Genomic DNA, 23,570 nt, shown 5'->3' with positions numbered 1-23,570 from the left:
TTAGTATATACCGTTCAAAAGTAACCGATGGTGCTTTGATATTTTAATTAAAAGATGCTTATACATATTGCCATGGAGTTTATATGTCAACTAAAAAGAAATGGTTGGATCTGAGTAGCTTTGGCGCTCAACTTGTAGTAACCCCTAAAACTGATTTAAGAAACCAAGCAGCCATTATTAAGATTAAAGATGTTGAGCTTTTAGAGAAAAAGTTGAACACATCCTTAAACAGCTTCTTAACAGGTTTAAAACAGACTGGAAAGTTTGTTTATATCACCAATGAGCAAAATAACGACCTTAGTTTTATGTATAAGAGTTCGCAAGATAGTCTCTCTCTTGCTGACATAAAATCTGTTTTTCCTTACGACTCTAAAAAAGACCTCATTGAAATGGATATGTCAGATATATATCTGCAAAACCCAATGAGTAGTGCTGAAAAAAACCAGTGGCAATCCCTATTTGAACTCAATAATCAAAAGTCCGTTGTGCTTTACCAAGCAAAACAGCAAAAACCGTTTGCCCCAAATACAACCATTATGGGTGCGGTTAAACAATTCAATAAAGCAGATTTAGGCTGGAATAAGCTACCGACATTACTGCAGTCCGTAGATCCATTGCCGTTGGCTGATTTAGACAATTACGGGTACCAAGCAGATAAAACACTGACTCGTTATTATGTTGATAAAGAAGCAGCGCTAAATGCTGGACTCATAGAAGATACGATAGAGCCTATTGAACTAAGCAAACAGCTAGTGATTTCGGTTAATTCAGGCGGTGAAGTACTTGCCCTAAAAGATATTACGCAAATTCCTGAGCTGACCAATTATAAAATATCTTCACATCCAGCATGGCCAGCGTATAACAGCTTACCGAAGCAATTTATTGATATTCGAGAGCTGAATAAGGGGCTGAATACGAGCATTGATCCAATTGTGAATGCGCTTAGATCGGATGATCATGCCGTTAATCACCAAGGATTGATCAAGCTTCAAACCTTAGTCACGAAAATCAATGACTGTTTGTATTCATACGAAGAAAACAGCATCCCGTCAGCATTGGCACCATTTGGTATAGAAACAACTGCGTTACAGCTGGTGGACAATGATTGGAAAGTTTGGGAATACAACAACCAAACTTTAGATGTAGAAGAATTCGACCTTGCCGATAAGATTAAGGACCTGATCCAAAGCGTTCAAAATAATATTAATAATTTAAGAACATTTGATCCCTACTCAATTGGTGATAGCAGTTTTGATCGTGAATTAATTTATGAAAGTTTGGATGACATCGGTACAAGTTTAGAAAGCTTGGATCTCAATCAAATTAAGCAAACCATACCGCCTGAACCTAAGGTTCCAGTAAAACGTTTGTTCAATCGAATTGATCACTTTTTTAGACACACCAAGTTTAAGCCGAACATTCCAGAACCAGTCATTAAGGACTCTTTGACTAAACTCGCTTTAATGCGAAAAATTAAGCAAGAATACCTACAAAAAATTGCAAAGCTCAAAGAAGAACGTCAAGCGATTGTTGAAGCGAAAGCAACACATACCATCAGTGAGCGTATTGAAAAAGCGGTTGCGATTCAAGTCGCTGTTGCTACTGAAAATGCGTATGTTTTGGATCAGCAAGCCTATGACGATCAAGCTTATGAAATGGAATTGGCATTAAGTCAGTTAAACATTGCTTCTACGCGTCTGAACAATCTTTATGATAGTTTTTTTGATTCAGTGATAGACCGTGAAGAATACGGCACGGATCTGGATAACTTCCTACAAAGCGTTGTCACCGATGATGAATTGCAAGATGAAATGCAACGTCTATTGGATGAGGCGAACGAGTTTGAAGCTACTCACACCTCAAATGACATTGACATTTATCATTTCAACGTTGATCTAGGTGAAGAACCTAACGGGCTTTGGAATGAAGCTGTTAACCAGTTTGATGTGGTTCATTATTATGATGAACAAGATCAAGAGTTATCTGCAGTCGAAAAGTTTGAATATTCTATTTTGGGATATTCACCATCTCAAGAATCTGCAATGCCAGATTTTAACGATATGGTGTTCTCGAATGCTGTATCAGTGCTGGATAACAGTATTGAGGACATGATTGCGACCAGTGCTGAAAATGTAGGTAAAAACTACTTTTCATTTCATCAGCAAATGCCTCGTATTCTTCAACAACTGCATAGTATTAATAGCCAATTTACGGCGCTTGGTGATGGTGATGCCCATAGCATTGCATCACAATATTTATCGGATGAAAGCTTAGAGCGATTCTATAACCTGTTAGAACAGGACGGTAACTACAAGGGTTTTAATAAGCGTATCGATGTGGCTCATGTGCTTTCTGAGCTGAGTAGCAATATTGGCAACAATCCTGACTCCCCTATCCTTAACCGATTACCTGATATTAGGTCGCAACTCAATCATGCGATAAATGAGGAATTACGTGTACGCACGAATCCTGGTAATGCACTGGCCAACGCGATTGTTTTTGCTGCGACCAATGAAGTTTTGTCTTTAAAAGAAACACTCGAAAAAGATGAAATCTATGTGGTAGACAGCTTTCAAAACTATCTGCCTAAGGTGATACATAAAGACCACTTCAACTCAAATACACAAGAACAGCTTTTTGCCTTAAATAAAAAGGTCGCGGTAAGTATGGCGTATAAGCGCTATCTACAAGACTTTTATCAAAATGCCGTGGGTGAAGAGTCTAAATCTGAAGCGGTTACTGCCATTATTAATAATGAGCACAAGCATATTTTGATGGCACTAGGTTATCTAACACCGACCTACAATGAAGTCACGGCGCCAAAAGACTCGAAAATTGAAAATGTCGTCACGTTGACTGAAGAAGCGGTAAAAACCTACCTAGCTGAAGGTAACGCTTTGATGGTTGAGCCTGAAGTTAGCGCACGTTCTTTGGCGGTGTATAGCAGTACGATAGCATCTGATCAGAACTTCATTCGCTTACTGCCGATGGATCTAGGTCAAAAGGTTAGTTCATTACAAAAGCAAAAAACCATTATGATTAATGGTGCTTCTTCGTTTGAACATATCCTGAGCTCTAATCCGATCAGCAAAAACAAGCTGACCTATGATGACCTTAAGAATGTAATTCTTAATCGTATTTTGACCAAGGAAGCGGTACCGAAATATGAAAAAGGCTTAAAGCTTGATATTGAAGTTAAGAATGTCTATGAGCATGCATCAAGTTTCTTGCCACTTGAAAAGACCGATGTTAACAGTGAAAATGACTTTGGCAATCTCTTTAAACATGGGCTTGTGCTTGAAGCATTACAATCGACTCCAGACTCACTCAAGAATGGATTTAACCTCAACCGTGATTTAATCAATTCTGCCCTACTGCAGTCATTTGAAAATCGTTCTATTGAAGAATGGACGGCACTAAAAAATAAATCCCTCGAGACAAAAACGGGATCTCTTTTAAGCATTATCACCAATCCAGAACGTATCAAAGAGTTTGAGTTTCCTGAGATAAATTTTTATCTCACGGTTTCACCAGCTGATGAACAAAAGCACGGTGCGATTAACTTATATTTCAGCGGTGAACAGATTCCGTCTACCGATCGCTTAATCGTTAAATCAAGTCTGAATGACTTAGCTGCAGACGATAAGGCGCTGTTTAAAGCTTTGACGCTTAGCAATGATTCAGTTTTAAGTACGCAAGAGCAAATGCAGTACTTGATCGACTCATTAGAAAAACGCTATCAGATCTTCCAGTCGATCGAAAACCTACACCTTAAAGAAAAGGTATTGTTTAACCCTGAGTTGGACGATTACAAGGCATTAACTTTGCGTGATGCCGATAATCAATACATCGATCCAACGGCGAAACAAGATCTAATCGATTTTGTGAAAAGCAATGATGTGATGACCAATGTTGATTTGATGAACGTCTTTACCGACTACATCCATCAAAAAGAAATGGATCAAGCGTTTGAAAACGGCTCCAAAATTATTGTGGCCAATGACGGTGCTGATTTAGTGATTTCTGTCATAGATAAAGACACACCAGTTTTACAGCATGATCAATTACGGGTTTTTGATAATGTTGAGCAGTTTGCTAAATTCAACGAGCGTGGTGGATTGTTTAAAGACTTCCAGTTAAACGGGATAAAAGCGCATCTTGTGGACCAAGTATTAAATGATCTTGGGTTACGTGAAAACATACTGCAGACAATCAAGGTGCCATTATCACCCGGTTTTGAAAATATTGATGTTAAAGGCCTTAATGAGATTGTGGCTGTTAATATTTCAACATTGGTCAATAAAATTGATTTTACCTTTGGTGAAAAGCTACTTGAATCTAAAGACCGGTTCGATCTCGCGATTAAAGTTGCCGATGATCAATCTCCGTTAAAACTGGCCATTGTGAATAATGCCGAACATCAGCAATTTGTTGATCAAGGCTATAAAATTCTTCCTACGCCAAAGCACCCGAACTCTAAGAACTTCTTAATTACTGATTTTGCAAAATCATTCAAAAAAGCAGAATTATTTAAGTCTCGCGATCAAGTATATAAACCTGAACATATGGTTCAAAGCGCACCTGTTGTAGAAGTTGCCCAAGAACCATTGGTTGAAGAACCGATCGTAACTGAACCTGAAGTTCAAAAGCCTACTGAACCAGAAGTACAGGAAGCAACGGTAGAAGTTGTAGAGCCGACTGAGCCAGTTGCTCCAGAGCAAACATCACTGTTTGAGTCTGAGGGTAAGCCTGAAGCTGAAGCACCAAAAGAGCCAAAAACAACCAAACCGAAAGCCACTGAGTCACGTTCTGAAGTTGGACTTATTGAAGATACGGGTATGAAAATGCCTGGTGCGAAAAAGGATCTGTATGGTCCACGTTTATCGCTCAGTCAGATTCAAGATATGTCGCTTTTGCAAGTCAAAAACCTAATTACGCGTGACAAAATTTGGAAAAAGGAATCGGTTTTACAAGCAAAAGAAGCTGGTCGAGATATTTACATTCACTTGCTGACTGACGCTGTACGCAAGATGACGAATGATCAGCCACGTTATCCGCTTGAAAATGCCACTGAAGAACAGTTTAAAAAAGTAGGTGCTGGATACTATGACGCTGTTTTAAGTATGCGTGATGCTTTAATGGAAGCAAAAACAGTTCGTGAATTTATTCCTAATGCATGTGATTTATACGTTCGTTTGAATGAAGACAAAGATCTGTTCACGGCGTTTAAATCATTAGATCGGTCATTATTTTCATTGGTAGAAAGCTATGCTGAATATGCTGCCACTGACATGATTATTAGTTCTGAATTGGCGAAAACCGATAGTAGTGAAGCACGTAAAACGCTCACTGAAGCACTTCATCATTTACGGAAAGAGTTACCGCCAGTTAAAGGCACCTACTCTATCTATAAAAAAATACGTAGTGCGATTGATGCCAAACCGTTCCAAGACAAAGTAAAAGCGACTGTTACTTTTAGAAGTGGCAACATTATAGATTCGAGTACGCTATTTAGCAGATCTGATGCTGGTCTATCTGAACAAGTAATGGATCTGTTAACTGCTAAAAAAACCAAAGACGCAACTGCAGAGAATGATGATACTCAAGAAGTCTCGTTATCTGAAAAGAATGTATCGAACATTGTAGATGACACGGCGAGTACCTTAGATGCCCTATTCAAAGAGTATGCTAAGCCTCGTACTATGCGTAAGGCATTCAAGCTCAGTGATGTGGTTGTGACGGAAAACATTGCTTCACGTAATGGCCAAGATGTTACAGCACATACCTTGCAAGCGACCTTTGGATTTAAAGCCGTAGAGTTTGGCGAGTACTTGAACCAGAGCGATCGTCAAATCGCATTAAATAACGCATATGACGGTTGTTTCGCTCTTGCTAAGGCACTTGATATAGATCCGAAATTTGTTGGCTTTAACGGTATGTTGGGTGTTGCTTTTGGTTCGCGTGGACGTTCCGCTGCGATGGCACATTACGAGCCATCTAACCGTGTGATTAACTTAACCAAGAATTCAGGTTTTGGCTCGTTTGGTCATGAATTTTTCCATGCCTATGACCATCTCATTTTTAGTGCGATGACACGCAATCAACCAAAAATGATGATGGAAAACGTACAGCCTTATCTAACTCGTTTTGCAGAATTGAATAACATTAAGTCTGAGAAGTATGCCAACATTAACCAAGATTTGTTGCAAGCTGCAGCCAAAGTAAATCAAGCGATGTATTACTTGCCAATGAAAAAGGATGACTCGATAGAAGTGCTTCGCACGAGTCTTGAGAATCAAGTCAAGTTTTATGAAACCAGCATCAAAACGATTTTGGATAAAACATTGGTAGATCAACCTGACATTGTTGATTTGTTTACGCCAGATAGAGACAGCATAAAAGAGAAAATTAATACGTTTATTGCGGAACGTGGCAAGTTGCATACTGAACTATCTTCATTGATTAACTTCGCTAATCGTCATGAAGATCCTGAACTTTTCCAAAAGGACGCCATACAGCATAGACGTTATATGCACGTTGCCCACGGCTTACAAAAGTTCTTGTCTGAAAATGAGTATCCAATCCCACGGACTGAGCTCAACAAATATATCACGCAATCTCGTTCTGAAATTGATCATGATCGTGTCTTTGCAGCGCAAGTACTTGGTGCAGCGAACAGTACAGTCTTTAGATCAGTTGTATTCCGTGATTATCGACAAATGTTGCGTAGTCAGTTTGCGATATGTGCACTCGACTTCATCAAAGAAAACAGCCCTAAACCATTGTCAGATGAACACTTAAAGTTAATTTCTTTAAGCTTACAGACGAACGATCGCTTAACATCAGCTAATCAATCTCAGCTAAAAACTGATTTCTACAAAAATGCGATGGTATTAGAGGGCTTAACAAGTGCTAAGAAGCCGTATTGGACGACCGCACATGAAATGTTTGCCCGTAGTGGTGAGCAGTACTTACAAGTGACCTTAGCAGAAATGAACTTGCGTAATGATTGGCTTGTTTACCCATGTCCTGAAGGTGGTTCATCTTCTGTAACTCAACCGCATGGTATAGAAAAAGATGCAATCATGAAGGAGATTCGCGAATTTACGGTGAAGGGCCTGGACTATATTCAGGAAAATATTGCTGAACTGCGTTTTGCTGATCATCAGCAGTATGTCAGAAATGCAATGCACTTCTTCCAACCGGGTACAGATCAACATGAGAACCTAGTTAAATGGAATGAAGTCATTAATGAGATGTCACAAGCTGAATACGATGAATATTGGACTAAGCTCATGACCAACATTGAAGTACAAGCAGATCCAGAATTAAGCAAACAAAAGAATAGCGATCCTGAATTGGCACTATAAGCAATTTTGAGATCTTAGATGCTATCCCCTGTGGGTGGCATCTTTTTTTTATTTAAACCTTATAAATGGAATCATGGGGCGCTATACGGTGGCATTTTTATTTATAAAAAAAGAAAGAATAGTGCACGGTTTTAGATTGCTATTTACTCGGTATATACTATTTTAAAGAATAACGCCTAAACCCTCCCTCAAAGTTAATTTTTTAGTTTAATATAAGCACATATAAGTACTCGTAAGAGTCGTTTTAAAGTCTTGGATCATGCTATGTGACCAAGTAGGAGACTATAAAGTGAATGAAGTTAAATGGCCTAATTTAACTGGTCTTGGTGCGCGTCTTGTAGTATCGCCAGCCAACAATTTTCGCCCAAAAACGGCGATGCTTGTTGTTAATGAATTTCAGCAATTCAAAAAATCTATTGAACAAAACAGTTCTAAGCAATTTGAACAAGTGTTAATGGATGCCCATTTTTATGAAGTGCAAAATGATGATGGTATTCATGCGTACTACTATAAAAACCCGGCAAAGTCTGGTATCGATCTAAACGATCTTCAGAAGGTCTTTCCAGCGTTTACCAACGATATGAAAGTACCGACTAAGCAAGAAGATATTTATCTCACCAATCTACCATTTAAGAAGAACATTCCGAACTGGAAAAGTTACTTCGCATCAGCAACCGAACGCCTTTCCGCTTTCCCTGAAGTGTATGTCAGTAAGCTAAACAATGGATCTAATATCCTTGATACGCTGAAAACCAGTCTTCAGGAATCGAACAAATCCTACTTGGCTCAATTTCAGTCTTCAAAAATTCCGTTTAATCGTCTTCAAGATTATGGCTATGAAAATATCTTCTCTAAAGTCTATCTAGATGAAGAATCAGCGATGGCCAGTGGCGAAAGTCCAGATAATCTAGCCAAAATTAAGTTGTCTCCATTTGCAGTACCCGTCAATTACGAAAAAGATGGTTCGTTACTGATTATTGATGACTTGCGCCATATTCCTGAAATCTTTGCTCATGATCCGTATGAAGCATTGGGGTTAAATGACAATATTAACCTGGTGCATTTTGCTCATGAATACGAGTCCACTTTTAATCAGCTGATTGAACATGGCCGTGGCAACAGAATGTTTAACATGAGCTTTAAAGATGTTGATGCTTATGTACAAAAATTAGCTTCTGATCTTGTTGTGATAGACCGTGTGTTTAATCAACAGCAATTGCCGTATCCAAAGCTATTAGAATCAGCTAATCAAGGTATTCCAGCTTTTTATAAAGATGAACACGGCACATGGATGGCGTCTAAACAAGGTATTGAAACACGCCTTGTAGATAAAATGGTGTATGACGCTGCCATGCTTCGCCATGATGTCTTACAACAAATGGTACGCCAGATGCCAACAGGTAAAGTTTACTTTGCCGATCTGAGCCAAGAGTTCTCTGAATTCTCTGTAAACATCGTTCCTAAGTTTAATGCGTTCTATGATCACCAATCTGCTGAAATCAAACAGCGTAAACTAGAAGAACAACTCAATGAATCAAATGTTAACGAGATCTTGAATGATCTTGATGTTAATTTTGAGGCAACTGAGAAGGCATCTATTACTGAGTCTGATCTACTCAACATTGCAAATGACCTCCCTACTCCAGAAATTGATGATGTTGCCGTACTTAAAGAGCTCTTAAAGTTTCCTGAAGAATTATTGGATGCAAGAGGCAATGACAAGGTGCGTGATTTCGCGCCGTCTATGCTTGAAATTAGACAGATCTTGGATGTCTATGTCATTCCTAAGGCTACTGAACAAGCTCAACAAATTGAGAAGCAATATAGTGATTATCTAAATCAGAAATATGCTGAAATTCAAGATGTCGTGCGCTCAGCTACACAAACAAAAAACTTCAGCGTAGATGATATTCAAGCGATCTCTGACGAAATCGACACACACAATGTTGAGATCTCAAAACAGTACAATGAAGTTAAAAAAGTCTTATGGCAAAGTGAAACTTTGGTATCTGGCATTACGTCTGCAACAAATACCTTTTTGTTTAATAAAAACAGCTTCTACTACGCTAAAGATGAAAACGGCAAATTTGTAGGTTTTGAATCTGAAGTAGAAAGCAATCAACATAAAGCGGATCTGTTCAAATTACTATCTAAGCAATTCGACAATCAATTGGTTTCAATTAACACGCCTGAGCTTCAGGAATTTGTGAATAATGAAACTGCAGTTGATATGTTGATGTCACGCACGAACAATTATGTTGAGCAAAATATCAATGATTTTGTTGCTGGTGATTTTTCTGCGCCTTTAGAGCTAGAGCAAGATGTACAGCGTTTAGAGTTAAGCGATCTGTGCACGGCTGATCTTGCTAATAACGATAAATTAGCTTCAGCGTATTTTGAAGAGTTTACTCGGCTTCTTGATGAATCAAACTTTGATGAAGCATTTTTAAAACAATCTCTATCACAAACTAAAAGTGCGTCATTCTTAAAGAACGGTGTAAATGAGATTTTATTCCGTAATTTATTGGTGCCAAATGCAAGTGAAAACTTCAATCGTAAGACTAAATCTGATTCTGTTCCTGAGGATATTCTTGCTAAAACTTCATCACATACAGATGGGTTTAGTCTGGACCGTCAGTTCAATCGCTTTGTTGAAGTTCAAAGCTTCCAAAAGGCATTAACAGCCAAATATCCGCAACAAGACTGGTCATTTATCACAAAGGATGACCGTGGCGAAAACATCAAGTCGATTGCTGAAGATATGCAGTCTGACATGGAAGAAGACCGTAAAGATGCAAAGGATCTGTTGTCGAGTATCGAACGTCAGTTTTATTCTAAAAATTCGACCTTATTTGTCTCGAACATGGATCTCGCTGCAGATGAAATCTATGTTCAGATTAAACCAACGGGTGACATTGACGATTTAAAAGTTAAAACCGTTAAATCAAATGAATTTGATGAAAACAAACATTTTTCATTGTCTACCGATGGCTACAAAGCAACAAATCAAGCGTATGCGAACATTGCCAAGTATTTTGTTGAAAAAACCCTATATCTAGAAGATGGCGATTATGACAAGGCACAAAAACTAGCTGCCTTAGTGATTGCTGGTGAAGATAAAGAGCTCAAACAAGAAACTAAGAAAGTCTTTGGTGTAGAGCTGACTGCAGATGACTTGAAGCAAGTCCAAAGCATGCAGTTAGAAGATGGTAAGCTCCAGTTAAACAAAACTGCCCTACCGAACCACAACTACAACAACATTCAGCTATTCAACTATCTGAACCTGATTGATATTAATCAGCGTACAGTTTTTGGCAAATTTGATGTTGAAGTACAAAAAGAATTTGAGGTGATTAAGGATCTTCTCAAACCTAATGTAGCTTTTCAGAATAACGTTAAATATTTTTCTCTAACAGCTGAAGAAGAGAACGTACAGTTCAATAGTGAATCTGAATACTTTAACACTCAGCTAGAAAATGCTGTAAAGCACTATGAAGATCACCACGGCGCAATCAAGATCCCTGATCATGATTTGTTTATCACTGTGTTTCAAAAGAATGATCTTCAGTATATACGCCTCTACAATCATAAAGACAAAAATGCGCCGTTTATTGGGCATTCAGTTTCCCTAGATGCCAATATACATAAGGCTACTGGCTTTAATGATAGAGATGCGGTTAAAACGTCTGCGAATGCTTTGTTTAAGTTATCGACTTCACGCAACAGCATGACGTTTATGCCTCCAGCTAAGTTCACTTTTGAAAAATATTACGAGTCAGATCTCAACTTCTTCAAAGCTAAAGATAGTCAGCAAACTTTAATCAATAAAGTGTTTACGTCTTTACCAAACAAGATGTTCCAGTACATTTCTGATCATCCATCTAATTTCAACTCTAAATTAGATTTCATCAGCAATCTTAATTCTGCAACATACGAAAAGTTTGAGGATCTTAGCTACGATAAAAAACCGAATGAAGTCACTGAGCTTCTGAGCAACATCTCTCCAGCGTACACCTATGTTATCGCTCATGTAGATGGCCAGACAGCAATCATGCCTAAAAACTTAACCAAAGTTTTTGATGTTCAGGCATTTGAAGAAGTTCATCCGTTTGATTTGGTGAACTCTAAACTTCAGAAAAGTGATCTTAAAGAACTTTTTAGCAATGGTATCAATGGTGAACCTGATCCGTTCATTAATAAGCTCAAATTTAGTGTTGTATTAAACCGTGTAGGTAATCCAGAACTTGAGGATATTCAGCCTAGATTTATGTTAGAGCAGATCGCCGTGAATGAGGCGTTTGCAGAAAAATATAAAACCTTAACCGCTTTAAATGAAGTCAATGCCGTCATGCTTGAGCATGTCAAAGCATTACAAGATACGATTAAACAGGCTTATGCTGAGCATTTTGTAGGTTCCAACCCTAAAGTTCACCAATACAAGTTGCTAAACAAATCATCTCAACAAGATGAAACACCGCAATTGTTTATGGTTGATACGGACTATGAGCCTCAATTAACTGCCGTGCTTCTTCGTATACCGTCTCATGACTATCAGTATCAATTGATTACTGGTTTTGATGATGTAGACCAGTTTAGTCACGAAATCTTAAATGCTATCGAATCTAAGGTTAATTTCGGTACCACTTTAGAGCAATTAGCACTATCTAACTTGCCTGAAATTCAGATTAAACACAAAACTGACTTTGAGAATAAACAGTTAGCAAGTTTGCATTTCCAAACTTTGATTACGAATACGCTTGGTGCTCTATACGATCAAACCGCACACATAAAGCCGTATATCAAAACTGAAAATCACAAATTGTTTTTGGCCATCAAGCCATCGACCGACAATGAATATGCATCGGTTAAACTTTTTGGTGATAAGTCCGATATTCACGGTGATTACAAGTCTCTGTGCGTTTTTCCTGTTAAAAGTATGCGCTCAGTTGAAGATGTCTTACAACTTCAAAACCGTGTGTTTACTGACTTCACGTTTATCGATCAATTGGTACCAAAAGACAAATATGTGCCTGTTGATGTAAAGGTAGAGCCAAGTGACTCCCCTGCTACGTACTTAGGTGATGTAGGTGCCAAGTTTGGCGGTGCACATAAAGATCGCTACGGTGAATACATTTCATTGGAATATATTTCAGCGACATCAGCCGATCAAACAGCTACGGACTATCGAAAAGCAAAAATCGTTGCAAATAAAGAATTCCAAGCTTGGTACACCAATACGCCACTCGGTATTGATGACAAAATATTCGTAAAGGCAATGTATGACTACTGCCCAACTAAACCGTTATTCTCTAAAAATGCGTTGATGCTTGATAGCCAACGAGCGACAGAATTACGTGCGTATGTGGCTGTTGTTTCTAACATCAGAAATTTGATGGTAGATACTCAAGAAGAGTTGATTCATGCGGTAAGAAACAATAAAAGCTTATCTGCTGAAAGTCTTGGTATGACTGATCGCCAACGTAAAGACTATATCGGGCTTTATAGTAAAGGTACCAAGAACAACTACAAAAACTACTTCGAATTGCTTAGCAATTTGAATGAGTACTACATTATGCCAGAACATACAGGCGGTATCAGTGTTCAGCTTGAGAAAATCATCGAAAAAACGATTGATAAAGAACTCAGTGAGATTCTATCAACAGGTAAGATCTTTGATTTTTACGGTAAGTCGAAAGTCACTAAAGATGTGAGCGATGCGATCAGCAACATGCAACGTACTGGCTTATATTCAACTGTGCTTGAACCATACGTTCTGAAAAGTGCGATTGAAAGTGGTTTAGTTAAAGCTGAATCTGCACCTATTTATGTTAAAGATCCTGTTGCACCAGTTATAGAAGCAACGACTGAAGCTGTGAATACACCTAAAGCACCACGTTTGCCGTCATTTACCAGTGAAGTGAAAAAACTTGAAAATGGCTTTGTGACTGAAAAAGTCCAATCAAGTATTTACGGATTGTTAAATTACTCTCGTACTGGTCCTGATCATCGCCAAGGTGCCGATGTGGATTCATTCAAGCTTAAAGATGACTTTTCTATCCGTGGTGTTGAAGTAGGCAATAAAGTTAGTCCTGTGGCTCAACAGTTGGTTAATGCCGTGTATGACTCATTGGCTGACTTAAAACAACTCATGGGCTTTAAATCAAACAATGGTTTATTGAACTTGGGTGTTGCTTTGGCTTCACGCGGAATTAAAGGATCTGCAGCGCATTTTGAACTGTCTAAGAACGTGGTTAACTTAACTCGTGATAGCGGATCTGGAAGTTTGGCTCATGAGTATGGCCATGCGCTAGATGCACACTTGGGAATGTTGGAAAAAGCGGAAGTATATAAAAATCACGCTCAAATGAATCGTTCTGTACTTCAGGACTATTATGAAGACATCCCTAATTTTGAGATACCAGGTGCACGACACTTCTTATCAAATATGTTGGATGCTGGATACTCCCCTGTTACTGAGTCCGGTCGTGCTTTTGAAAAGGTACATCGTGCGATGATGAATGAGCCAGTTCAGCCAATGAAAAATTACGGTCAAGTACTTCATGAGAATGCTGAGACTGCAATCAAGGCGTACCACACTGTTGCTGATTCAATGCATGATGAAGTGATTAAGAATAAAGAGAATTATCCTAATTCTACGCGCAAAACCTTAAACAGCTTCTTTGACTGGCACCAAAAGCACTATGAAGATCTCATTCGCCGTCAGTTTGAGAAAATTGAAGAGTACTTGAAGAAGTATGAGCGTGAATATAAAGCTGATACAAACCTATCTTTCTTCAGTACAGTTCAAGACAAGGTGGATGTCATTGTCTCTAAAATTAACACTGACATTAATGCTATAAGCTTTAAGTCGTTTGAGCGCTATCAGCAAAAACTTAATGATATGCGCCAGCCAGAACATCATTTACCTACAACCGGTTTGGAAGAAAAAATTACAGGTGTTGCGAACGCAGCGAATGTGGATTTAAAAACACTATCGCAAAACCTATCTGAATACTTGATAGAGTCATCTAAATACAAGTTCTATAACCTGGTAGAGAAGTACATGCCTGAGGGAGTTAAAAATCCTCATACTCAAATGCAAAACTTCTTTGATAAGTCGCAAGACGTTGAAGTTAAAGTAGGTGATATTCGTTTTAGTGACAATCTATCGCGTTATAAAAAGGATTGTTTAAATATCGACAGTGCTGAAAATCGTGCAACGCCGTATTACGCGACCAGTACCGAAATGTTTGCTCGTTATTTTGAGACTTATTTGTACTCTAAAGTTTCAAATGAAAATGAAATGAAAAACTCATTTTTAATTGACGGCTACCCTACCGTACAACCTAAAGGTTTAGAGTTTGAGATCTGCAGAAACTTGACTGAACAATTAGTCGAAACTTGTGTGAATGAAATATTTGATCAAGATCTGCAAAACGAAAATACCCAAAAAATTATTGCTGAAGTTTCGATTGAAAAAGAAAATGAAGCTGACCAATTAAGACTTGAGATGTGAGATAACTAAATGCAATACGAAAATATTCATGAAGCAAAAACGCCACTTAAAAGCATGATTACTCGTAGTCATGCCTATATTCGCCTGTTGGTAGAAAAAAGTATGGCTGATGGTATTAAGTTTAAATATCACAACGGTAGACGTTTAACTCAAATTGATGATCCTGAGCGTGTTGTTTCTCAAATCTTCCCTTATTTTTTCCGTTTAGTTTTCTTGGAAATATCAACTTATTACGGTCAAACATTTGATGGTCTTAAGTTTCATTCTAAGAAACGTGCAACAGGAACATTGCAATTAGAGGTCAGTATTCTTGAAGACAAAATACCGAACCAATTAGAGTTTTTCACCTTTATTAGTTACGTTTTTAACTATGGGTTTTTAAAAAATCAATTCCATGAAGACTTAACCCTTTTAACCAAAGCAACAAAGTTTGCCAGTTAAAAGTTAGATCCATTTTAAATCTTAGATTTAGGTATATACTAAAAATAATTTTTAAATATTTAAACTTTTAATGTGGCTTTATAATCAAATAAAGCCATATTGATTTAGAAACAAGTTAGATATTTCTGAATTAAAAGTGTGGCGAAAGTATCAGTTTTATAAGTCAAACAGTCTGCAGTCTTTTAAGTAACTGTTGTAACGAAATAGTCATAACTGAGTCGCTGTACATTTGATGTGTATGCCCTTTTATTAATCCCATTGGAGATGATCGAATGCAAAAACCATTGCATGAAAATCTTGAAAACTTTCTGCCTTACTTGAAAAGTGAACTCGCTGCCAAAGGTATTTTAAGTGCGTCACTCAAAACCATCTTTTTGAACTACATTGATCAGATCACAAAAGAGAATAGATTCGTCAGCCATACCAATACGACCGATCGACAAATTGTATATATAGAACGTGGCGATGATGCATTGATGTTGCGCTTTAAATATTTTGTTGAAAATAATGAGTACTTAGAAGTTGAGTTAATCATCACGGATACTCATGTAAAGTTGGTTTATGCTGAATCACCAGAATTACACTTGCTTTATGATGATGAAACACCAATTTGCTTAGATGCTGGCCAGTTAATCAAGTGTACCAATGACTATGGAACATCACTTGCTACTTTAATTAGCGCCCTATTCCAATGTTTACTCAGTGATGATCCACAAAAAAATATCCAAGACGTACTTAATCAAACTAATCTTTTTGACAAAGTTTCAGATGAAAATGCCGAATTAAACAAGGGTTCACATGATTTCGATAACCGACAAAATCAAGCAAATATCTGGGTTTTCTGATTCAGATTCAGAAGTTGTTAAGGATAGTGTTTTATCCTTATCTACTGCTTTGTGGATCATGAATATACTCATGTCTACAAATTTTGTTATTGGTTTAACCAAGAGAGATCAGAAGCTTTTTGATAATGCCAAAGAAACACTGATTACTGAAATGAAGCGGTTAAATTACAATCTTAGCGATTATAAAGTACTCCCTGTTTCAAAAAAGAATGAACCGCTTTTGCTTCAAATTAAACTTGAACAAAAATCAGATCGGATCATAGATTTAGTCAATGCCAATTTAAAGGATTTATCCAAAGACGAGTCCATGGTTATTGAAGTTCTTTATGCAAATTTAATGAATAGTAATAGTGGTGTTTGCATCACTATAAGCGATATTCATGATAAAACAGCGCTTCAAGTCAGTGAGATTCTTACTGACATTTCAAAAGAATTAAAGGTATCTACTTTATCCGATGTTCTTGATATTTATGCACGACCAATTGAACATAATAATGCCAAGGTGAGCTTTACCCTGGTGAACCCATGGGCATTATCAACCGATAGAAAAAAGACTCTTTGCATTGCTGCACCCATATTCAATGAATACAACAGTCCATTTAAATTAATTGCACTTCTTCAAAATATCATTTATCTAATTAATCAGAAGTGTACTAAAGAGACGGACCTTCTATTCGATTCCATTAACCTACCAAAATTTCAAAATAGACTTTTTGGCCAAAGCTTTTTTTATATTAATTAGGACTAACCATGAAAAACCAAACACGCCCATTTACTGTAGTGTTGTTGGCTCCTATTGCAGAACAACCTATTCATGCTTTAGTTGCGCCATCAGGTGATTCAATTCTGTTATCACAAGATACGAAAGTCTCTACTCTCGCAAATTGTCCAGATATGATCGAATCTGAGTTCGGTACATATGATGAATTTCTTATCGAACATCGCGATCAATTTATGCTGTTTAACCAAGTCGCATCTGATTTAGATCCTGATCTAATTTTTCCTAAAGTGCATTCAGACCTACTTGAAGATAGCTTATGTATTATTCGTTCTATTTTCGCTTTTGAACGTTTCAAATTAGAAGAAGAACAAAAGAATGCTACTCGTAAAGAGCCTAAAGAAATTAATCAAGAATATTTAATGAAACGTGCGATAGACCAGGCAATGACTTTAGAGCAAGATGTTTCTGACCTTTCATCAAATGTAGAGCGCTTACAAAGCCCCATGTCTTAAACTCCATTAAATATATTTAAAATTAACTTTAAACCCTCTCTTAAAACTTATATGCTTATTAGTAATAGTTTAAGGGTGTGGTTTAAAGTATTTTTAGATGGATACAAATTTAGTTTTTTTCGATGACTTTAACGCTACTTCTAACACCTCTTCTGGTGAAAATCACCGTTCTTTAAATAACGTACTATTCTTCTTTCTCAACTATCATAAAGGTACGTTTTTAGCTGATACGATATTTTTTGATACCCACTATCAAACAATTGACAACCGTAATATTGTCGGGGTTTTGCCTGTTCTTTTTAGTATCTGCCAGATTGACCGTTCAGAAGGTCACACCGGGCAAATAGTCGATATTCAACAGGATCTAAATAACGTAGATGAAGATGATTATGAACCTGTAATTGATATAGATGATACGCAAACATTTAACTTGTTCTACCACTTCCTTAAACCATCCAATGATGCACCTGTAAAACCACACCTTAATAAACTAAAAGTATTACCAGACAACTTAATCGATTCGATTAAACACCATGAGCTTTTAAATTACATTCTTGCTCTCATTGAGAATAAGATCTGGACCGATTCTGATGTATTTAAGTATGAGTACAAAAATAGGTTTTTGTTTTGCGTTTTTATCTATTTGTCCAAGACCGTAGATCTAAGTTTTAATAGCTCTCACGATTCTTTCACGAGCTGGCTTGAACTGCGTAACCTATCTTGGTTTGGTGCTAATGAAGTTGATACCAGTAACTTTGCAACATTAGAGCTTTATATACATGCCCTATCCTACACGCTTAAACTGGCAAACCATATTGTAAAAGCAATCATCAATAATAATGTGACGCCGTTTAAAGTTGCACCGCAAGAAGAATTGTTTTACTTTTTTGCTGAACGTACAGACGCACGTTCTCCTAATGAAGAGACTACACCGCCGTATACGCCAGCGGAAGATGATGAAACTTTTTCCACTGAACTTTCTAGTGCTCCAGTACCAGCACCGTCAAATAAGGAAACACCAAAAGTAACCGATGCTTATTTATTGGTTGGTGCGGATCTTGAGGATTCTGAGTCCACAACATCAGAAAAGAATGTGATTACTCAAGACTTCAACTACCAAGCACGTTTAAATGAATTATATGAGCTGTCAAAATTCATCAAAGATGAAATTATAGATGCTCCAATCATTTCTATTAATCAAGCGTGGAATATAGTGCAAGATAAATGGAAGTTTTATCTCGATACTTTTTCAAGTAGCTACTTCAATATGAATGATTTTGAGAAGACGGCTATTCTTAAACAATTGAAATCACTCAAAGCCAGTATTTTTATGAACTGGTTTGATATTAAGTCGGGTGCTGGCCAGCAAGTATTTATTGATCTAGTGTCATACGACACGTTTAAGATTGAGTTTCTTTCTTCTGAAGCTAAGATGATCCAAACTTACATGAAGAACCGTATTAAAAATCAGATGTATTTTGAAACTACGGCGCCACAACCAAAGTTTTTGAGAAATCTAAACAACTTATTTAATGAACGTGTCGATACGCAAAAAATTAAAGACATAGAAAACACTGAACTTTTGTTGAAGGTGAATGGCATTCTTGACGGTGTTACCAAAGATCTCATTGACAATATCAATCTGCATTTATCAAATGACATTTATCTTGTGAACTACTTTTCTAATGTAGATAAGGAACTGGAACCGCCCAAATATCACTTATTAGATATTTTGCTTCGTACTTCAGTGCTTAACCTTATCTATGTTTGTCCTACAGCATCACTCAATGCAACCAAGGATCTTCTAAATGCAATCACTGATCCTGAAATTGAGGTTTCAGCTTTTGACACATTCGACCGCAAACAATATCAAAATCAAATTGTAAAAGAACTCGCATGTTCATTCCGTCAGCGCATAGATCCATCTGAACTTTTGAAGCTAGATATTACGTAGATATAAAAAATGCCCATCATTCGGGCATTTTCTTTTTAATGGTTAGGCTTACCAAGGTCTAGGCTCTGGTGGGCGTGATGTGTATTCATTATCCATATTGTTTTCAGATTCATTGTCTTGGTCCAATTCTGGATCTGTTTGTTTGTAGCGGTTTTGGTAATCTTGCTGCTCAATTAAATCTTCTAGAGCCATTTCTTTAAAGTGACCAACAAGTAATGAACGTGTTTCTTCTTGGTATTCTGGTTCTTGCGCTAATTGACGTCCAATTTCATTCGGTAGTTTATTGTCGTAGATATATTTTAGGTTGGTTCGTTGTGTTTGTAGTGTAGGTTGTGGGTTAAACTCGTCAGTAAGGGAAACTACTTTAGCTTCACTAAAACTAGTGCCACAATTAAAAACGGCTCTGGTCGCGTCTTGAAGTATATCTTCTTCGTTCTGTATGTTTTCCATTTGGCTTAAACCCTTTATTAAAGTCAGAATCTTAAAATTAAGAGATGTATTAAGATACCCAATTATACTTCAATAAATTTTCAATTTGTACCTTTAACGCTTCTTGCTCTAATCTGTCTAAACCTATTGTTGCGATGTTCTCTAAAAACTTGTCTTTATACTCGTTGTAACTTTCTATATCGTCTTTTTTAATGGTTTTGTCTAGATTTAACGTAAGCATGAGGTTTAATACTTTTAATATTTTTAGGTTCTTCCGTTTTTTGAGAACTTCAATAGGATCTAATTCAAAAGTATTTATTTTATCTAGTTTTTCTTTATAAGTTATTGCCATTAAAGGATTTATGCTTTGGTTGAGTATGTAGGATAACTCTAAAACAGTTATATCTTTCCCCATATCTTTAGATACAGATTTCTTAATTTCCGACAGTAAAATTAAGTGAGATGTAAACTTTGCTTTATCCATAATAGTCTCTTGTATTTAAACTAAATCATTAAAACAATTAGCAAGTCATGTTTAAACTTTCTGTATATACCAATAACAGTTTTGTGGTACATTATTGCTAATTTAAAAACCATTGTTATTTGTAATAAAATGGTTTTAATGATTCTTTGGTTAAAAGGTATTAAGCCTTTTAGTTAAACGTCTAACTTGTAATTTATAACACTTTGCTTTTAGTCGTCTTAAGTAAGCGATGTATAAGAAGCATTAAGAAAAACGGTGAGTTAGCTATGAGTTTATTTTGTCAATCGACAAATCCGAATTGTGATGGCGACCAAGCCGTTACTCTTCTCTCATCTATCTTTGGACACGACTTCATCAATGCGTTTATCAATGCGTCTGGACCAGCCTCGACAGTACCATCATCAGGTTTACTCACTAATATATTATTAGGCGGTGTAGCTAGTGTGGCAATGTCGTTGGTTTTGGTTTTTGCGATCGGTATTGGTTTAACAGCACTTTTGAAAAGCGCCCAGGACGGTGAAGCTTTCGGGAAAGATTCAAAAGTCACTACGATGTTTTCCCGAATATTATATTCGATTATTTTACTTTTACCTACGGCGTCCGGCTACTGTTTCATTCAAGTAGTCGTGCTAGGTATGGTGCTATGGTCAAATAATGTATCCAATACAATTAATAATAGAACGTTAGGCGAATCCTTAATGGCTTCGGCTAGTTTGTCAGATACGCACGATCATCAGCGTGACATCTTTGGATTTAGGAAAAATGCGCCTGTTATGCTTCGCCAGTTGCATTGTATTAACGTTCTAAACCAAGAGTTTTATACTCTACCGCCAGCATTCGGGCGCTATTTTAGTGATGGTGCTTATGGGGCGAATGCTAATCCTGGTGTTAGCATGACTGCAGTAGAGAAAAAGCAAAACTACATTGATAAAACCGCTAAAACTGCAAGTAACTGGACATCTGTTACTTATAACTTCGCTTACGCTGACAGCCGTTTAGAAGTTGGGGGCAAAAAAGAGCCGATCTGTGGCGGTGCTTCAATGAACGTTGTTAATCCAGCTGCGGTTAATGCTGAGTTAATGGACATTCCTGTTTATAAACTTCGCCAATCAGATCAAAACAAGATCAACGTTGCTTTGGCAAATGTTCAAGCTAAGTTACAACAAGAAAAGAACAATCTATATCGTCAATTCTTTATCGATTTAGAAAAGTGGTATATCGCATATCAAGTAAGCCCTAATGCCACTGAACAGGAAGGAACATTCCCGATTAGTAAAGCTGCTATGGATGCTTTCAATGCGCTAGTTGATAATTATGTGAATAAGAGTCATACCGTAACGAATAATGTTCTGACTTCTGAAAATGGCTATACTGCGGTTCAAACTGTTGTTAATACGCTAAATCAGCGCGGTTGGATGATGACGCCTGAAGCTCGTATTAAAGTAGGTCAATATCGCGCTATTGTTGAGAAGTATATTACTGAACCTTTGTGGACGTTCAGCCCTCCTACACTGAATTCAGCAATCATGAGCAACTCAAAAGGTGAAGCAATTTATAACACCGTTTATGTTGCAATGGATAATGCTGTTGGTAGCATTACATCCAACAATAATTGGGTGGCAAACGGCGATATTGCCGACTCTACCAACTTAATATCAATGTCTACCGATGGTGGTGACTCAAACAAAGTATCCAACATCGATCAAAAGTTTTCGGCATATGGTTCTGCTTGGGCAACAAACATTACTAAATCATTGGTAATGGGTGTATTGGTCGGTGAAAAAGGCGATGCGGAATTATTAAATAATAATTCGTCAAGCTCAAATATCAGCCCTACTACATTGCACCGCAATACGAATGTTATCCGTAATATTCAAGATACTGGTGAAGCAATCTTAGTCTATAAAGCTGTGGCTCAAGGTACTGTTGTCGGCATGAAATTAGTCGTGCTTACTGCTCGTTCTGGTTCTGCTCTTGTTCAATGGGTACCAGGGCTTAAGGGCGTAACTGAAGAAGGCACCAACGCTTTAGAATATGCCGTTGAAAATATCTTTGCTCCTATCCTTGGTCAGCTAGTAACGTATTTGACGATTCTTGGTGTGTGGATGGCGGTTGTTATTCCATATATGCCAATGATCTTCTTTGGTCTAGCTTGTGTAGGTTGGATCATCCATATCCTATACGCTGTGTGTGGTTTGCCTTTATGGGCGCTAATGCACATGATCCCTGAGCGTACTTTTGTCGGTAGCCAAACACAAGGTTATGTCACGGTATTAACGTTGTTCATGCGACCAATATTTATCATTGTTGGTTTCTGGATGGCTGAAATTATTATCGGGCCAGCTCTTGTTACGCTTACTGATATGTTCTTTAGCTACCAAGGTGCAATGAGCATCGCTTATTCATCTAATACGTTTACAGTTATCTTTACTGAGCTGATTACGTTTATCTGGAAGTTCTTCTTATATCTATTCTTGATGACTTCAGCGATCTACCTGATTTACGGGTTGGTATTTAGTGTTGCTGACCAAGTACAACAATGGATTGGTTCTGGATTGAATGGCGGTCAGTGGGGTGAAACAAACTCAAAAGAAGCTATTCAAAAGTTTGGTGGCGCTGCAAGTACGTTGTCTGGTCCATCTCCAGCATCTCGCCGTCCTTTACCGCCTGGTAGACGTCCTGATGGTGGTAAGGGTGGTCCAAATAATCCGAAAGGTGGTGGTGGTGGCAATGGTGGTACAGGTGGTAATACATTAGGCGGTACTGGTAGTACGACTGCATATAGCCCTGTAAACATGCCAGCTAGATCCGCTTCTTTTGGCGCTGCAACTGGTGGTACAGGTGGTATTACTCCAAGTGGTGTCACTGGTGGTACGGGTGGTAGAACTGGTCTTGGTGCTAAACCAACATCACCTACCCCAAGCCAAGGTCAATCTACATTCGGTATGGGTGCTACAAGTGTAAGTGGTACAAATAATACGCCTACTACTGGTGGTGGTCTATATGGTGCAAATGCTTACGGAAAAACAGCTTCTACGTTTAATCGTGGTGTAGCTAAAGCATCAGCATCTAAGACTGGTTCTACTTTCGGTAGTGTGAATGTTGCAAGTGGTACTGGCTATACGTATGGTACTGGTTCGACTCCTAATGCACGTTTTGGTGCTAGTTCTAGTGCAACCAAGAAATCTAATATTTCTGGCCGTAGCACTATGACTAATCGTGTGCGTTCAGGTTTAAGTTCAACTCTGTCTAAGTTTAAAGGTAAACCTTAAAATCTAGACAATAAAAAATGGTGCTT

10 protein-coding genes are annotated in these 23,570 nt (G+C 37.6%); 8 read left to right on the top strand and 2 right to left on the bottom strand.

Annotated features, from left to right (window positions below; all coding sequences use genetic code 11):
- Window positions 1–83: 83 nt before the first annotated feature.
- The 7 genes from KCV09_RS15480 (at window position 84) to KCV09_RS15450 (ending at window position 19,359) form a co-directional block, all read left to right on the top strand.
- Entirely contained in the window at window positions 84–7,370 is a 7,287-nt protein-coding gene (locus tag KCV09_RS15480) for an LPD1 domain-containing protein (protein ID WP_212515817.1), read from the top strand.
- A 289-nt stretch (window positions 7,371–7,659) separates the two neighbouring features.
- The gene (locus tag KCV09_RS15475) at window positions 7,660–14,886 is read left to right on the top strand and encodes an LPD1 domain-containing protein (protein ID WP_228301601.1); all 7,227 of its coding nucleotides are present in this window, start codon (window positions 7,660–7,662) and stop codon (window positions 14,884–14,886) included.
- Between the two features lie 9 nt (window positions 14,887–14,895).
- Complete coding sequence (locus KCV09_RS15470; protein WP_005005806.1) at window positions 14,896–15,327, top strand: hypothetical protein; 432 nt, start codon at window positions 14,896–14,898, stop codon at window positions 15,325–15,327.
- Window positions 15,328–15,599: 272 nt separating this feature from the next.
- Window positions 15,600–16,172, top strand: coding sequence for a hypothetical protein (locus KCV09_RS15465; protein WP_005028673.1), 573 nt, complete (start codon window positions 15,600–15,602; stop codon window positions 16,170–16,172).
- A gap of 70 nt (window positions 16,173–16,242) precedes the next feature.
- Window positions 16,243–16,914 (top strand): hypothetical protein, encoded by a 672-nt coding sequence (locus KCV09_RS15460; protein WP_010591245.1) that lies wholly within the window; start codon window positions 16,243–16,245, stop codon window positions 16,912–16,914.
- A gap of 8 nt (window positions 16,915–16,922) precedes the next feature.
- Window positions 16,923–17,405: a hypothetical protein gene (locus KCV09_RS15455; protein WP_005028671.1), complete on the top strand. Its 483-nt coding sequence runs from the start codon at window positions 16,923–16,925 to the stop codon at window positions 17,403–17,405.
- A 97-nt stretch (window positions 17,406–17,502) separates the two neighbouring features.
- Window positions 17,503–19,359 (top strand): phosphohexomutase domain-containing protein, encoded by a 1,857-nt coding sequence (locus tag KCV09_RS15450; RefSeq protein ID WP_047471805.1) that lies wholly within the window; start codon window positions 17,503–17,505, stop codon window positions 19,357–19,359.
- A 48-nt stretch (window positions 19,360–19,407) separates the two neighbouring features.
- On the opposite strand, the gene KCV09_RS15445 is transcribed toward KCV09_RS15450, so the two are convergent.
- The gene (locus KCV09_RS15445; protein WP_005028669.1) at window positions 19,408–19,809 is read right to left on the bottom strand and encodes a hypothetical protein; all 402 of its coding nucleotides are present in this window, start codon (window positions 19,807–19,809) and stop codon (window positions 19,408–19,410) included.
- A 49-nt stretch (window positions 19,810–19,858) separates the two neighbouring features.
- A complete protein-coding gene (locus KCV09_RS15440) occupies window positions 19,859–20,272 on the bottom strand; it encodes a hypothetical protein (protein WP_005028668.1) in 414 nt (137 codons plus the stop codon).
- A 266-nt stretch (window positions 20,273–20,538) separates the two neighbouring features.
- On the opposite strand from KCV09_RS15440, the gene KCV09_RS15435 reads away from it, so the two are divergent.
- A complete protein-coding gene (locus KCV09_RS15435) occupies window positions 20,539–23,544 on the top strand; it encodes a DotA/TraY family protein (protein WP_005028667.1) in 3,006 nt (1,001 codons plus the stop codon).
- Window positions 23,545–23,570: the final 26 nt, after the last annotated feature.

The sequence above is a fragment of the Acinetobacter soli genome, assembly GCF_018139125.1.
GTDB lineage: Bacteria > Pseudomonadota > Gammaproteobacteria > Pseudomonadales > Moraxellaceae > Acinetobacter > Acinetobacter soli.
The sequence above is the reverse complement of the archived record's forward strand: the minus strand, read 5'-3'. Positions and strand labels throughout refer to the sequence as shown.